The sequence below is a fragment of the Chromatiaceae bacterium genome, from assembly GCA_024235395.1.
In the GTDB taxonomy this organism is placed as follows: Bacteria; Pseudomonadota; Gammaproteobacteria; order Chromatiales; family Chromatiaceae; genus Thiosocius.
On sequence record JACKMK010000002.1, the window covers coordinates 645,206 to 660,155 of the forward strand.

The window sequence follows — 14,950 nt, forward strand, 5'->3', positions numbered from 1 at the left end:
AAAGCGCCGTCCCCGATTTGCGGAGCCACGCGACCTGAACACACTGGCCACTACCTTCGAACCCGGCGACGGCGACGAGCTGGAACGCATTGCCGAGGCGGTCGGCCGGCACGGTTATGCGCTCAGCGACTGTGCACTGCCGCCGGCGCTGCTCGATGCCCTGTTCGTACACGTCAGCGGGTTGCCCGACCAGGCGCTGCAAAGGGCCGGCGTCGGTCGCGAGCAGGCCCACCAGATGAACCAGTTCGTGCGCACCGACGAGACCTGCTGGCTGGAGCCGGAGCAGCCGGCGAGTCGGCCTTTGCTCGACTGGATGGAACGCCTGCGCCTCGCGCTCAACCGGCGTCTGTTCCTCGGGCTGTTCGACTACGAGGCGCACTTTGCGCGCTACCTGCCCGGCGCCTTCTACCGCAGGCACCGCGATGCATTCGGTGACGGTACGACCAATCGCGTACTGTCGACCGTGCTGTACCTGAATCCAGCCTGGAGCAGCGGTGACGGCGGCGAGCTGGTGTTGTATGCCGACGACGACCGGCAGACGCTCGAGGTCGTGACGCCGAGCTATGGTCGGCTCGCGGTGTTTCTCAGCGAGCGCTTTCCGCACGAGGTGCTGGCGACGCGACGCACGCGCTACAGCATCGCCGGCTGGTTCCGGGTGAACGGCTCGCTCGGCGGGGTGATCGATCCGCCGCGCTGAGCCGCTCAGCCGTCGAGCAGCGCCTGCAACTTCGCGGTATCGACCCGGTAGCGGTTGCCGCCGAGCTCGCCGAGGATGCCCTGACGCTTGAACTCCGCGACCGTGCGGCTCGCGGTCTCGGTGGTGATGCCGAGCATGGCGCCGATGTCCTCGCGGCCGAACAGGGTGCACTCCGGCGTCTCGGTGCCGCGCACCAGGCGCAGCAACAGGCGCGCGACCCGCTCGCGAGCCGAACCGGTCGACAGCTCGGTGAGCCACAGGTCGGCCTCGCTGAGCGCGTTCTGCCACCGCTTCAGCAACTCCATGTGCAGCTTCGGGCTGTCCTTGCTCAGGGCCTGGACCGTCGTGACCGGCAGGCAGCAGACCTCGGTCGGCTGCATTGCGATCGCGTGATGCTGGTAGGGGTTGCCGAGCAGCGCCTCGAGCCCGGTCACGCAGGTCGCGCGGATCAGGCGCACGATGCGCTGCGAACCGTCGGGCAGGAACTGGACGAGCTTGAGCAGGCCGCTGCGGATCGTGAACAGATTGCCGCCGGCATCACCGGCGTTGTACAGCGCCTGCCCGGGGCTCAGCTCGAACTGCTGGATCGGCTGGTGGATCTTTTCGAAGTCGCCCTCTTCGAGCCCGGCGAACAATACCGACTCGCGCAACGAACACTTCTTGCAGTCGGCCTCGCCGGACCAGGCCTCTTTGAAGGGGACACGCACACTCATGGCAGAATCTTAACTTTTTCCCGGGTGTACGGATATTTGTGATTCCAGGGTTGAATCGCAGACCGGCCCGGACGGGGGAGGAAGCGGATGCCTGACAGTGGCGACCGACAGCGCGATTGGGAAGGACGCTACCAAGCGGGGCAGACCGGCTGGGACCGCGGCCAGGTCAGTCCGGCACTCATGCATTGGCTGGCGAGCGAGACGCCGCCGCGTGGCCGCGTGCTGGTGCCCGGATGCGGACATGGGCACGAGGTCGCCGAGCTGATCCGCAGTGGCTGCCAGGTGACGGCGGTCGACATCGCCGCATCACCCGTGCTGCGCCTGATGGGACAGCTGGCCGAACGCGGTCTGCATGCGAACGTGGTGCAGGCCGACCTGCTGCACTGGGAGCCGGCCGAGCCGTTCGACGCGATCTACGAACAGACCTGCCTGTGTGCGCTCGACCCTGCGCACTGGCGCGACTACGAGCGTCGCCTCGCCGGGTGGCTGCCGCCGGGCGGCATCCTGTATGCGTTGTTCATGCAGACCGGGCGCGCGGGCGGACCGCCGTTCGATTGCCCGTTGCCGGACATGCGCACCCTGTTCGCCGCAACACGCTGGCTGTGGCCGGATGCGGACCCGCTGCGGGTACCGCATCCGACGGGTCTGAACGAGATCGGCTACATGCTGGTGCGCCGCTGAAGGTGCGACCTGCGCCGGTGCGTGCGCCGGTGTAGACTGCGCGCTCGCAACGCCCGCCGCGGCGGCCCGCAGGGTCGCGAGCCCGGCCGCCGGGCGCAGAGAAACCCGATCCGATGGCACTCCTGACACTGCGCAATCTGCATCTGAGCTACGGCGATCCGCCGTTGATCGACGGCATCGACCTGGCGGTCGAGGCCGGTGAGCGCATCTGCCTGCTCGGCCGCAACGGCGAGGGCAAGTCGACGCTGCTGCGCCTGATCGCCGGTGAACTCCACGCCGACGACGGCGAGCGCGTGGTCGCGCAGGGTGTGCGTATCGCGCGACTGACGCAGGAGATCCCCGAGCAGCTGCATGGCAGCGTGTTCGAGGTCGTGGCCGATGGCGCCGGCGAGGTCGCCGGGCTGATCAAGCAGTATCACCTCGCCAGCCATGCGCTGGGTGAGGCCGCGGATGCCGCGGCGCTGGACCGCCTGGAGCATATCCAGCAGCAGCTCGAGGCCGTCGATGGCTGGCGCATGGAGCAGCAGGTCGAGCGCCTGATCTCGCGCATGCAACTCGCGCCCGACGACACCTTCGACGCCTTGTCCGGCGGTATGAAGCGGCGCGTGCTGCTGGCGCGCGCGCTGGCCGCGGATCCTCAGCTGCTGCTGCTCGACGAGCCGACCAACCACCTCGACGTCGAATCGATCACCTGGCTCGAGGAGTTCCTGCTCGACTGGCCCGGCACGCTGCTGTTCATCACCCACGACCGCGGCTTTCTGCAGCGTCTGGCGACACGCATCGTCGAGCTCGATCGCGGTCGCCTGAGCGACTTCCCGGGCGACTACCAGAACTATCTGCGTCGGCGCGCCGAGATGGACAACGCCGAGGCCCAGGCCAATGCACGCTTCGACAAGCTGCTGGCGCAGGAAGAGGTCTGGGTGCGTCAGGGCATCAAGGCCCGACGCACGCGCAACGAGGGCAGGGTGCGCCGACTGGAATCGATGCGCCGCGAGTACGGCGAACGGCGCGGCCGGGCCGGCAACGCAAAGATCGCGATGAACGCCGCCGAGCGCTCAGGCCGGCTGGTCTGCGAGGCGGTCGACGTCAGCTACGCCTGGGACGGCAGGCCGATCATCCGCGATTTCTCGACGACCATCATGCGTGGCGACCGGATCGGCATCATCGGACCGAACGGTTGCGGCAAGTCGACCCTGCTTAACCTGCTGCTCGGTCGTCTGCAGCCCGACAGCGGCCGCATCGAGCTGGGCACCCGGCTCGAGGTCGCCTACTTCGACCAGCTGCGCGACCAGCTGGAGCTCGACAAGACCGTGCTCGACAACGTCGCCGGCGGCAGCGACAAGGTCAGCGTGAACGGCAAGGACAAGCACGTGATCAGCTACCTGCAGGACTTCCTGTTCCCGCCCAGGCGCTGTCGCCAGCCGGTGCGCGCGCTGTCCGGTGGCGAGCGCAACCGACTGCTGCTGGCCAAACTGTTCACCAAACCGGCGAACGTGCTGGTGATGGACGAACCGACCAACGATCTCGATCTCGAAACCCTGGAGCTGCTCGAGGAACTGCTGCTCGATTTCGACGGCACCCTGCTGCTGGTCAGCCACGACCGCGCCTTCCTCGACAATGTCGTCACCAGCACCCTGGTGTTCGAGGGGGAGGGCAGGGTGAACGCCTATGTCGGCGGCTACCAGGACTGGTTGCGCCAGCGACCGGCACTGCAGCCGGTCGCGAAGCCGAAGGCCGCCGAGAAGCCACCGGCCGCCAAGCCGGCGGTCGACACCGCAAGGCCGAAGAAGCTGAGCTACAAGGACCAGCGTGAACTCGATCAGCTGCCGGCGCGTATCGAGGCGCTGGAGGCCGAGCTCGGCGAGGTGCAGGGCGCGCTCGGCAATCCCGAGCTCTACCGCGAGGCACCCGAGCGGGTCGGCGAACTCAATGCGCGCATGCAGCGGATCGAGCAGGCGCTGGCAGAGGCCTACGCCCGCTGGGAAGCGCTCGACGGCTAGTGGCCAGGCGGATCGCTATCCGCTCCACCCGCTAAAGCACATCCAGCGGGCTCTGCACGCCGAGGCCGCCCTTCTGCAATACGTGCGTATAGATCATCGTCGTCGCCAGGTCCGCATGGCCCAGCAGTTCCTGGATCACGCGGATGTCGCGCCCGCTGTGCAGCAGGTGGGTCGCGAACGAATGCCGTAGCGTGTGACTGGTGACGCGCTTGTCGATGCCGGCGGCGCGCGCCGCATCGCGGATCGCCTTCTGCAACCCGGTCTGGTGGACGTGATGGCGACGCATCACACCGCTGCGGTAGTCGAGTGACAGGCGCATCGCGGGAAACACATACTGCCAGCGCCAGTCGCGCGCCGCGCCGCCAAACTTGCGCGCCAGGGCCGGCGGCAGCCAGGCATCGCCGAAGCCCTCGCGCAGGTCGCCGGTGTGCAGGCGCCGCACCTCGGCGAGATGGGCCTGCAATGCCGGGACCAGCTTGTCCGGCAGCGGCACGACACGGTCCTTGTCGCCCTTGCCGCTGCGCACCGTGATCTGGCTGAAACCGAAGTCGACATCCTGAACGCGCAGGCGCACGCATTCCATCAGGCGCATGCCGGTACCGTACATCAGCGCCGCCATCAGACGGGTGCGCCCGCTGAGCTGCGCGAGCACACCGCGGACCTCGTCCGGCGTCAGCACCACCGGGATGCGCTGCTTCGCGGCAGCCCGCGTATAGCCATCGCCCAGATCGAGCGTGCGCCCGAGGACCTCGCGAAACATGAACACCAGCGCATTGGTCGCGACGCGCTGCGTCGCCGAGGCCACCTGGCGGCGGACCGCGAGATGGTCGAGAAACGCCGCGACCTCGGTCGCCCCGAGTTCGGCCAGCGGCCGCCAGTGGTGGAAGGCGCAGAAACGTGCGAGCCAGTGTTCGTAGGTCTGTTCGGTACGGCTGGCCATGCGGCGCACGCGCAACGTGGTCACGAATGCCTGGTAGTCGTCGCCGGCATACTCGCGAAAGCGCGCGATCATCGGGTTGCCCGGTGGCGCGGCAAGGTGCCGCCCCTGCGCATCGCGCGCCAAGGTGGTGTGCCCGGCCTCGAGCGTGCGTGCGAACACCCGCCAGCGCGCCCAGTCATAGCGATGTGCCCAGGACGCGACGATCAGATCGCAGAACAGCAGGCGCAACGCGTCGACCGTCTGGCGGAACTGCCATTCCTGCAGCGCGGGGAGCCTGCCCCTCGAGGTGAGGTATTCATCCACGTCATGCGGTAGATGGTCCGCCAGACGGTGGTCGGCATGGGCCTCGATGTACCGCTCCACATGTTTTCGATACCATGGACGTGCCCGCACAGGTACCGACGATTTTTCAAGGATAGAGAAGTAGTTATGCCAAAAGCGTTGAACAGCGCGCGAAGACGCGCCGGATGGATTCCCAGTCATCCCAAGCCCTCCATGGCCAGCGACACAAGGTTGCAGGACCGTCCATTTCCGGACGACACTCCAAAAGATTATACAGAGTCTGCCTATCTCGGTTCGGGAAGAATCTGTCTATTTGGCTGTTATGCGTAAAAAATGATCGAGACCGAGCATCAAGCTGTACTCAACGAAGTGTTGAGGAAGATTGGAAGAAAAGTGCTCAACTTCCAAAGAATGGAAACGATGCTGAAAATCCTTGTGTCGCGATCCAAGCTTGAGGGGAAAGCCAGCGAACTGCGATCCAATCACGAAAAGGCGATTGATGCTGTGTCGCGACAAACGATGGGAAACCTCGTCAAGAGCTTCGTGGGCTCTGTTTATTCGGCCCCAGCCGAAGCCATGGAAGAATCGAATGATGAAGTAGATGAATTCTGGGTTGGGTTCTCATTTCGTATCGAAGCAGATCAAGCATTTGTCGAACAACGGCAAGCGGAACTCGGGGCGTTGGTGGAGGAAAGGAACAAGCTCATTCACCAGTTGCTTGGTGAGTTTGATCATACCTCGATCGAAAGTTGCCGAAAGCTTAGTAAGCTTCTCGATGAGCAGGCCGAAAAGGTTCGTCCCGAACACGAAAAATTAAGGTCTCTAATTTTGGCCCTCAGCGAGGGCAGGAAGAAGGCATTGGAAGCTATGGAAGAGCAAGTGAAAATGGGCAATGCGAAGAGTCATGAGTAGGTGCGCGCATAACAAGGCGGTCAAGCCGTTCGCCTGTGGCTCACTCGGACGCTCAGCACTCCGCGCCTGCTCGGGCATGGCTTCGCCATGGTTGCCCGAGCACTCGCTCCATGCTGAACGCCGCTTACCTTGGCGTTAGATGCGCGCATAAGAAAAAGAAAGCTGGCGGCTACGAAGGAATATAAATACTGCTGTGCTAAACCCTGGTTTCGTGGTCCCGCGGTAGCGGCTAAATTAGGGTCTTCGAGGCCGCCTTCTTTGGTGGTCAACGATTATTCGCGGTACATGGTAGCGGCGTAGGTTGGTAGCCCGTGGCCCATAATTAGCGAGCGCTTACGAGTTTTGAGATATCGGGGTTGTTTCATGGTGCCAAAAGGAAAGTCAGTGCCATTCGCCGAGCAGGGTCATTTCGTGGCCATGCGCAATGCCAGAGATGTGCGCACTCATTGTGTCCTGAGCAAGCCTCTCTTTTTTGCCTCCGAGTTAACGCATTTCAGAAAGCATCTAACAAGTCGTTCAAGCCGTTCGCTTACGCTCACTCGGACACCTAGCACTCCGCACCAGCTGCGCATGCCTTCGGCATTGTCGCGCAGCGGGCGCTCCGCGCTAGGCGCCGCTTAACTGGGCGTTATGCCTGAAAAGTCGAGAAATATGGATTGGCAGATATTTGAAGAAAACCATCAGCCACTTCGCGAAGAATTGGTCGAAGGTGTCGAGAAAATTGTGCAGTTCGAGCTGCCGGCCGAATATGTCGAATGTGTGCAGAAGTATCATGGCGCTCAGCCGAAGCATGGTCGCCTTGAGATAAATGCTGGTGGGCAGCCTTGGGAGATCGGGTTCGGCGCACTGCTAACGCTTGATCCGCTTGAGAGTAATGAAAACGTAATTCAAGCGCTCTCAGTGCTTCGAAAGGTGCACCGCATTGGAGCGTCTTACCTTCCATTTGCCGTAGGTGGCGGTGGTGATTATCTCTGCTTCGATTATTCGTCTGGTGAAAGCGAACCAAAAGTGGTTTTCTGGTTCCATGAGTTAGAAGCAGAAGAAGCGATTTTCCCGGTAGCGAATTCGTTTGGCGAACTATTGGCGATGTTGCAGCCATATGAGGAGTAAGGGCATAACAAGTCGTTCAAGCCGCTCGCCTGCGGCTCGCTCGGACATTCAACACTCCGCACTTGCTCGGGCATGGCTTCGCCATTGTTGCCCGAGCAAGCGCTCCATGCTGAATGCCGCTTAACTGGGCGTTAGCCATAAAAAGATGGTGATTCGCCATATTCTGCTTGCACTGATTGCCTCTGCGTTGTCGGCCTGTGATGTGGTTTCTACGTCGTATCCGAACAGAGGGGAAGCAACTGCAAATGGGCAGATAGCAAATGGCTGGCTGCCCGAAATTATTCCTTCATCGGCAACGGAGATCGAAACGAATAACGATCTCGATCTCAACGTGTCGTGGGGGAAATTCAAATACGCGAAAGCTAATCATCGTGAGTTTTTTGCGCAGCTATCGTTACCATCGAGAACTTCGCCGTTCGAAAATTGGCAAGAAACATTAGCCGAACACCAAGCACGCGGGTTCGAAATTGGTGAGTACGCTGAGGTACAGCAAGTTTGGGTGTTCTTCTGTAGCAAGGCTGTTGCCAAGTGTGAATATCGAATGTGGCTAGAAAGGCGAAATGGCTAACAAGTCGTTCAAGCCGCTCGCTAAGCTCGCTCGGACGCCCAGCACTCCGCACCTTTTTGCGCATGGCTTCGCCATCGTTGCGCAAACGGCGCTCCATGCTGGTCGCCGCTTAACTGGGCGTTATGTTTCTTGAGCAATGGGCCCAGAGTTCAACAAATCGCTACGAGAAGTAGCGAAACCAAAGCTCGAATCTATGGGGTTCATATTCGATGGAAAAAGGCGGTTCACGAAGGCGGGTGTGAACGGTGGTGAACAGATCATCGAATATCAGGTGGGCACCCGCGCGATGCAGGGCCGGTTCACAGTGAATTTGATTTCGGGCGATCGAGTCGCCCGGCTGGCGATGATTCGGCCAACCCCCATGTCAAAATTCGTGAACTGGCTGTTTCGCGATTATGATCCTTGGTGGAAAGGGATCTTTTTGCCGAAAGATGATTGGTGGAAGATCAGTCCTTTCCAGAAGGAAATGAATTCAATCGTCCAAAAAACTGTGAATGATCTGAACTCATGCGGCATTGCCTGGTTCGGTGGTGAAAAAGAAACATAACAAGTCGGTCAAGCCGTTCGCCTACGGCTCACTCGGACGCTCAGCGCTCCGCACTCGCTCGGGCATGGCTTCGCCATTGTTGCCCGAGCAAGCGCTCCGAGCTGAGCGCCGCTTACCTGGGCGTTATACGCTATGAAGAAAAGTGCCCTTCTTGCCGTAGTGCTCAGCCTTGGCTTGTTTGGTATCGGCGAAGCCAATCAAGAATCATGGGTGCCGCAGCCAAACTTCCGCATCGAGCAAAGCGACTATCGGCAAACCCTCATTTTCATATCTGGCATGGCCTATGCGCTTACGGAAAACAACGCGGCTCTGAAAAATCAAAACAAATCGAATTTCTACTGTGTGCCTGGTTCCGCAGTCATTGGGTCGAAGCTTCTTATTGAAATCCTTAACGCGAAGTTCAGTGGTAGGGTTTCCTCTGAAGCCGCGGTGGCAGCGGTAGTGGAGGGGTTGTTGGAGCGATTTCCGTGCTAATGGTCGCGTATAACAAGTCGGTCAAGCCGCTCGCCTGCGGCTCGCTCGGACATTCAGTACTCCGCACTTGCTCGGGCATGGCTTCGCCATTGTTGCCCGAGCAAGCGCTCCGTACTGAATGCCGCTTACCTCGGCGTTAGGGCCAAAAAGGCGAACTATGGATTCACCAGTTGAAGTCCTTGCCAACAATCTCACGGAAGTGGCTGCCGAATCAGGTATCCCCGAAATCACTGAGGTGTCCTACGATATTTGGGTGCTTCGGGTAAAGGTAATGTTCGAAAAGAAAGAGCAGCCGGTTTACGTTGGTTTTGAGGGCGTACAGGGAATACGGGTGTTGGATGAAGGCGATCTACGAGAATTTTGGTCAAATGGCGCCTGCACTGATGGGTGGCTTTTTGAAATCCGAAATGGCGGCTGGTTCGATCTCGAACGCACTCGTGAAGGCTTCGTATCCAACCCGGAAATCGGTTTGCGAGAGTATCTTGTGGCAGGCATCAATGATTGTGTCAGCGTCTTGTCCTATGAAGCGCCAACTGTCTATCAGCCAAAGCCCTAACAATTCGGTCAAGCCGTTCGCCTGCGGCTCACTCGGACATTCAGCACTCCGCACTTGCTCGGGCATGGCTTCGCCATTATTCCCCGAGCAAGTGCTCCATGCTGAATACCGCTTACCTGGGCGTTAGATTTCGAAATGGTCGAGCTAGGCGTTGAATATCAGGTCGAAGACGGTCTCGGCCGAAAATGGGGAAGCGTAATATTCGAGCACCGAGTCGTCCCGCCAAACAAACATGCCGAACTTGCTGATTCATATTCGGGGCAGCTGCAGCCTGCTGAGCAATTCGAAGAGGTTCGGCCAATTTTCCTGGCGCACGAAAAACTGCTTGAGCAAACCACGGAGCACGACGACAGATTCAATCGCAGCTGCAGCGAAATCGCGGGCCTAAATGTTGTTTTGAGAAACACGAGAACCGGAAAAGAGGTCTTTGTGTCCCCAATGTTCGTATCGAGAGATCTGCTATTCACATGCTAGTGGTGAGGCAATGAAATCTAACAAGGCGGTCAAGCCGTTCGCCTGCGGCTCACTCGGACGTTCAGCACTCCGCACCTGCTCGGGCATGGCTTCGCCATTGTTGCCCGATCAGTCGCTCCATGCCGAACGCCGCTTACCTTGGCGTTAGGTTTGAAAAGAACATGGATAGTGCCTCGTATCGTGAACAATGCAGCTTGCCGTCGTCGTTCACTCGCAAAGAGCTGGAAGATACTCTAGAGGCATTAAAGCTCGCCAATTCGGAAGCCACAGGGATGGTGGAAACGGTGCTCAACTCCGAACCAATCCAAAAGCCAAAGAAACACGCTGGTGGCGAGGAAAGCGATTATTTCAATGTCGTGATGTCGGATCAGGAGGCCGAAGCTATAGTGGAAGAGCTTGGCGCCTTGGAGGTTCAAAGCGTGTCGGCGGAAGGCAATACAACGCCATTGGCATCACATTATGCCTTACTGCTTGATCGGTGGTTAAGGTACTCCGGAGTGAGCCAGAGTGCGAAACAAACCTAACAATTCGGTCAAGCCGTTCGCCTGCGGCTCACTCGGACGTTCAGCACTCCGCGCCTGCTCGGGCATGGCTTCGCCATTTTTGCCCGATCAGCCGCTCCATGCTGAACGCCGCTTACCTTGGCGTTAGCTTTCAAAAATGACCGAAGACCGCAAGACCATTGAATCGCAGCTCAAAGCTGAAGTGGTTCCGTTCATAAGAGAACGTGGCTTCAAAGGCTCATTCCCTGATTTCTATCGGGAGAATGAGGATTGCGTATGCTTGGCCAATTTTCAGTTCTATTCATCCGGGGGAAGCTTTTGTGTAAATCTGTCATACGCAGATCCAATGCGAAAAAATTTTTACTTCCGGCCGGAAACGGAAGCGAAAAAGCTCAAGGTCTCGCAAACCAATGAGCAGATTAGGCTTGGTTCGAATGGGCCAAATTCCGATCACTGGTTCTCGTTTGGAAAAACGAGCTACGGTGAGTACCGTGGTCAGCCTTTGCTACCTCGAGAAATCGTCAGTCAAGTTCAATCCCTCTGGGAGAGTCAGGCTGAAACATGGTGGGCGGTGAAATGTGCGAAGTAAAAGCTAACAAGTCGGTCAAGCCGCTCGCCTGCGGCTCGCTCGGACATTCAGTACTCCGCACTTGCTCGGGCATGGCTTCGCCATTGTTGCCCGAGCAAGCACTCCGTACTGAATGCCGCTTACCTGGGCGTTAGCCAAAAGAAGGCAGTCCCAAGCCAATAGGGAATGAATCATGATCAAGTTCGTAATGTGCATCACTCGCCATCCCAATATGTCCCGAGAGCAGTTCCAAGATTACTGGCGGAATAGCCACGGCCCTTTCTTCATGCGCAATGCTGATGCGATGGGAGCAAAAAAATATGTTCAGTCTCATACGCTGAATAGCCCGTTGAATGAGGGGTTAAGAACCTCGCGAGGAATGCAGCCCGAATATGATGGTGTTGCGGAGGTTTGGTTTGAATCCGAAGAGGCGTTGATTCAAGGCATGAGTTCTCCGGAAGGCCAAAAACTTGGTGCGGCCTTGCAAGAAGATGAGGGCAATTTCATCGATCATTCGAAATCATCGGCCTTCATTGTCCAAGAATACGAGCTGTGAATGGCTAACAAGTCGGTCAAGCCGTTCGCCTGCGGCTCACTCGGACATTCAGCACTCCGCACTTGCTCGGGCATGGCTTCGCCATTGTTGCCCGAGCAACTGCTCCGTGCCGAATGCCGCTTACCTGGGCGTTAGGTTGTGAAATGATGAACCCCAGAGAGCAGGCATATCTCAAGCATTTTGCTGTCCTTTCTGTCCTCGTGTTCGCTGCCATTTTTACCTGCTGCGAGAAATTCATGCCGAATGCTCTTCATGCTCTAATCTTCGGAGTTGCAGGTTGCTATTTCGCAGTTCTGTTTATCGGCATGGCTTTCGGAGTTGGCCCCCTCAAAGTGCTGCATATTCATTCGAAAGAGGCAATGTCGGCTTTCGAACGGAAGAAGCAACCTTGGGAGCGCGAATAGCGCCTGGAAGGTCATGTGAATCTGGCAAATGCTCAAATTGGAAAAGCTCCCGGGTTGTCCGGCCACGAATCGGTGGTTCCTTACAGTGTGCGAATGGGGCGTTGCTGGAAAGTGCGGCGGTGTTACAGATTGCACAAGGCTTCACTAGGGCATGAGCGTGTTGCAACCTAACAAGTCGGTCAAGCCGTTCGCCTGCGGCTCACTCGGACGTTCAGCACTCCGCGCCTGCTCGGGCGTGGCTTCGCCATTTTTGCCCGATCAGGCGCTCCATACTGAGCGCCGCTTACCTGGGCGTTAGGGTTACTAAGTGCTGAGCATGGATGTTTGGATCGGGGGTTGCGTGGTCAATCCAGGCTATTTAGAGGTGCCCCGCTTCTCAACACTGCGAAGCGCAATCCGCCTATCCGGTGGTTTCCGAAAGAGAGGGCTGCTGCGGCCTTCCGGAGTCATAACCATCCGGTCCCAAAGACGGTGGGTGCCGCCCAAATGGAGAGAAAAAGGTGGCAGGAAGTACGTGCGAAAGAAGGTCAATATTTCCGCGAAACCCACTAGCATGGATTCCGTTCGCCTACGCCCCGGTGATGCCGTAATCGTGCAGTTTGATAGTCGCGGCTTGCTTTGGTCATTCAAAAGAGGGCACAAATGAAAAGCAACCCTAACAATTCGGTCAAGCCGTTCGCTGCGCTCACTCGGACGTCCCGTACTCCGCGCCTTATTGCGCATGCCTTCGGCATTGTTGCGCAAACGGCGCTCCGCACAGACCGCCGCTTACCTTGGCGTTAGGCAGGGGAAGTTTTTGATGCTTTTCAGGGCAACGGAGAAGCTGCAGCGAACGGTGTTCGATCTGAACGCCTGCTATCTATCGGCACGGCTGTCGGGCCGCAGTGTTCGAAAAGCGGTTCACCGGCAAACGAAAAGCTCGATGGCGAAACGGTTACCAACGCGCAAGCAAGCAGAGTCATCTGCATTGCTTCCCGCGGGCACACCCTTCAGTCCGCTAATAGGTGGTTGTTTTAGAAAAATGGGCAGGTCCGGCTGTGCTGGTTGGCGTGCGGTGCAGCCGGAAGGCTCAGTGGTCTGTCGTGCCAGCCAAAAGCCTAACAAGGCGGTCAAGCCGTTCGCCTGCGGCTCACTCGGACGCTCAGCACTCCGCACCGGCTTGCGCGTGGCTTCGCCATCTTCGCGCAATCCAGTGCTCCGAGCTGAGCGCCGCTTACCTGGGCGTTATGCGTGTCAAAGCCGAACTGCAATCTCGGTGCAAGTGCTCGACTAAGGAGAGAATCGGTTGGCGTCGATGATTTCGTTTCATATCCCAGAAGACCGGGAACTCCTCGCCGCATTTGGGGAGGTGGCGCTAAGGCATGAGCATCTGAACTATGTCCTGCGCATGACAATCAAAACCCTTGCGAATCTCGGCATAGAAGAGGCGCTAGATGCAACAGCTTATGATGGGTCGCGCCAGCTGCGAGATCGAGTCCGAAAGCTAGCTCGAAAGCGCTTCGGAGAAAGCGAAGCACTGTTAAAGCTGCAAGCGCTCCTAAAACGTTGCGAACGAGCAACAGAGGGGCGCAACGAGCTAATGCATGGAATCTGGGCAAAAGAATTGGATGGGGAGCCTTTGCGGCGTACCGAAAAGCATGAGTGGCATCCGCTTCCGACAGCTGGTGAATTGAATGCGCTGGCTTCAGAGCTCAAAGGTTTACTGGAAGAATTGAACACGGCACGTTTGGAAGGCTTCATATTCGAAGCATTGTCGAGTAACCGTGGTCGTTGAGGCTTTGGAGCAAGAATGCGCATAACAAGGCGGTCAAGTCGTTCGCTACGCTCACTCGGACGTTCAGCACTCCGCGCTTGCTCGGGCATGGCTTCGCCATTTTTCCCCGAGCAAGCACTCCATGCTGAACGCCGCTTACCTGGGCGTTATGTTCAATGAGTAAACTCGCATGAATCCAGCGGACCGAGAATTTCGAGAGGCCATTGAATGCTTCAAAGTAATTGATACTTGCCTTAGGTGCTTTTACGCGGGCGAAAGCCATATGTACCGGCCGATTTCGGCTCAGCTCCGGATCTTGCTCAGCGATAAGAACAGAGAAAAAGAAAATTCTCTCATTGTGCGGCTATTCGATGGGCTAGTGATTACGCCCTTGCAGAGCATCACGTACAGAGAACACGGCACATTCGATGATGCTACGCCGTGGGCCAATATGCTGAGAGTGAGTGGTGGCGGTCCAGAAATGTCGCCGAAATTGGCGCTAATGCCATTCGAGATCACAGTGTTTAGTAATGGGCTTGAGATCGGCGACTTCCTGCTAGATAAGAATAGCAGTCCAATATCCGTAACAGCCTGGATGGATCAATTGATTACAGTCCATCCATTTCACCTCTCAATTCGCAGTTTGATCAAAACCGTAGCCGATCGAGGCGGTGGCGCTCATGTCCACCACAAAGAGGATGAGGTTCTTGAAACTTTGTCGAAGGGTTTGCCGAGTAAGCTAGGAATGGATGTGCTGTTCACCGTAGCGGTGGCACGAATTGCCCAGCAAATCGGTTTGGGTATTACGCAGTCCTACGAGAAGTATGGGGCCTCGTACGATGCCAAAACGGCAAAGATTAGCATCGATAAGGATCATGAAACTTACAAAACTTCTGCCAAAGTGCCGGAGGTTCTACTCAAGGAGAAGAGTACGAAGTATGGGCTCATGTCGTTAGCGAACCTCGAAGAAACCACAACAATCAGCTGATTTCCATTGAGGCTTAAAGCGGAAATATGAACATAACAAGGCGGTCAAGCCATTCGTCGCTCTGCTCCTCATTCGGACGCTCAGCACTCCGCACTTGCTCGGGCATGGCTTCGCCATTGTTGCCCGAGCAACCGCTCCATGCTGAGCGCCGCTTACCTGGGCGTTATGTTCTTTAAGCATGCTCGAAACCCGGGGTAGAAGGGTACTCCTAGCCCTGGCAATGA

The 14,950-nt window shown here is 58.1% G+C and carries 17 protein-coding genes; 15 read left to right on the plus strand and 2 right to left on the minus strand.

Going from position 1 to position 14,950, the window contains the following annotated elements; genetic code table 11:
- Nucleotides 1-43 precede the first annotated feature (43 nt).
- Nucleotides 44-697, plus strand: coding sequence for a 2OG-Fe(II) oxygenase (locus tag H6955_10950; GenBank protein ID MCP5314071.1), 654 nt, complete (start codon nucleotides 44-46; stop codon nucleotides 695-697).
- A gap of 5 nt (nucleotides 698-702) precedes the next feature.
- Here the strand turns inward: H6955_10950 and H6955_10955 are convergent, their stop codons facing one another.
- Nucleotides 703-1,410, minus strand: coding sequence for a Crp/Fnr family transcriptional regulator (locus tag H6955_10955; GenBank protein ID MCP5314072.1), 708 nt, complete (start codon nucleotides 1,408-1,410; stop codon nucleotides 703-705).
- Nucleotides 1,411-1,497: 87 nt separating this feature from the next.
- Here H6955_10955 and H6955_10960 point away from each other — a divergent pair, with 87 nt between their 5' ends.
- Both H6955_10960 and H6955_10965 read left to right on the plus strand, forming a co-directional pair.
- On the plus strand, nucleotides 1,498-2,091 hold the full coding sequence (locus H6955_10960; GenBank protein MCP5314073.1) for a methyltransferase domain-containing protein: 594 nt from the start codon (nucleotides 1,498-1,500) through the stop codon (nucleotides 2,089-2,091).
- Nucleotides 2,092-2,204: 113 nt separating this feature from the next.
- Nucleotides 2,205-4,091: an ATP-binding cassette domain-containing protein gene (locus tag H6955_10965; GenBank protein ID MCP5314074.1), complete on the plus strand. Its 1,887-nt coding sequence runs from the start codon at nucleotides 2,205-2,207 to the stop codon at nucleotides 4,089-4,091.
- Nucleotides 4,092-4,122: 31 nt separating this feature from the next.
- Here the strand turns inward: H6955_10965 and H6955_10970 are convergent, their stop codons facing one another.
- Entirely contained in the window at nucleotides 4,123-5,514 is a 1,392-nt protein-coding gene (locus H6955_10970) for an integron integrase (GenBank protein ID MCP5314075.1), read from the minus strand.
- A 132-nt stretch (nucleotides 5,515-5,646) separates the two neighbouring features.
- Here H6955_10970 and H6955_10975 point away from each other — a divergent pair, with 132 nt between their 5' ends.
- From H6955_10975 to H6955_11030, 12 genes are all read left to right on the plus strand, one after another.
- The gene (locus H6955_10975) at nucleotides 5,647-6,225 is read left to right on the plus strand and encodes a hypothetical protein (GenBank protein MCP5314076.1); all 579 of its coding nucleotides are present in this window, start codon (nucleotides 5,647-5,649) and stop codon (nucleotides 6,223-6,225) included.
- Nucleotides 6,226-6,855: 630 nt separating this feature from the next.
- Entirely contained in the window at nucleotides 6,856-7,335 is a 480-nt protein-coding gene (locus tag H6955_10980) for an SMI1/KNR4 family protein (protein ID MCP5314077.1), read from the plus strand.
- Nucleotides 7,336-7,480: 145 nt separating this feature from the next.
- Nucleotides 7,481-7,903, plus strand: coding sequence for a hypothetical protein (locus tag H6955_10985; GenBank protein ID MCP5314078.1), 423 nt, complete (start codon nucleotides 7,481-7,483; stop codon nucleotides 7,901-7,903).
- A gap of 238 nt (nucleotides 7,904-8,141) precedes the next feature.
- Nucleotides 8,142-8,450 carry a hypothetical protein gene (locus H6955_10990; GenBank protein MCP5314079.1) on the plus strand — a complete coding sequence of 103 codons (309 nt, stop codon included), beginning with the start codon at nucleotides 8,142-8,144 and terminating at the stop codon, nucleotides 8,448-8,450.
- A gap of 132 nt (nucleotides 8,451-8,582) precedes the next feature.
- The gene (locus tag H6955_10995) at nucleotides 8,583-8,924 is read left to right on the plus strand and encodes a hypothetical protein (GenBank protein ID MCP5314080.1); all 342 of its coding nucleotides are present in this window, start codon (nucleotides 8,583-8,585) and stop codon (nucleotides 8,922-8,924) included.
- Between the two features lie 157 nt (nucleotides 8,925-9,081).
- Entirely contained in the window at nucleotides 9,082-9,480 is a 399-nt protein-coding gene (locus H6955_11000; protein ID MCP5314081.1) for a hypothetical protein, read from the plus strand.
- A gap of 593 nt (nucleotides 9,481-10,073) precedes the next feature.
- Nucleotides 10,074-10,478, plus strand: coding sequence for a hypothetical protein (locus tag H6955_11005; protein MCP5314082.1), 405 nt, complete (start codon nucleotides 10,074-10,076; stop codon nucleotides 10,476-10,478).
- Nucleotides 10,479-10,614: 136 nt separating this feature from the next.
- Nucleotides 10,615-11,046 (plus strand): DUF4304 domain-containing protein, encoded by a 432-nt coding sequence (locus tag H6955_11010; protein MCP5314083.1) that lies wholly within the window; start codon nucleotides 10,615-10,617, stop codon nucleotides 11,044-11,046.
- Nucleotides 11,047-11,218: 172 nt separating this feature from the next.
- Entirely contained in the window at nucleotides 11,219-11,581 is a 363-nt protein-coding gene (locus tag H6955_11015) for an EthD domain-containing protein (GenBank protein ID MCP5314084.1), read from the plus strand.
- A 143-nt stretch (nucleotides 11,582-11,724) separates the two neighbouring features.
- Complete coding sequence (locus tag H6955_11020; GenBank protein MCP5314085.1) at nucleotides 11,725-11,985, plus strand: hypothetical protein; 261 nt, start codon at nucleotides 11,725-11,727, stop codon at nucleotides 11,983-11,985.
- A 1,285-nt stretch (nucleotides 11,986-13,270) separates the two neighbouring features.
- Nucleotides 13,271-13,759, plus strand: coding sequence for a hypothetical protein (locus H6955_11025; GenBank protein MCP5314086.1), 489 nt, complete (start codon nucleotides 13,271-13,273; stop codon nucleotides 13,757-13,759).
- Nucleotides 13,760-13,928: 169 nt separating this feature from the next.
- On the plus strand, nucleotides 13,929-14,726 hold the full coding sequence (locus tag H6955_11030) for a hypothetical protein (GenBank protein MCP5314087.1): 798 nt from the start codon (nucleotides 13,929-13,931) through the stop codon (nucleotides 14,724-14,726).
- Nucleotides 14,727-14,950: the final 224 nt, after the last annotated feature.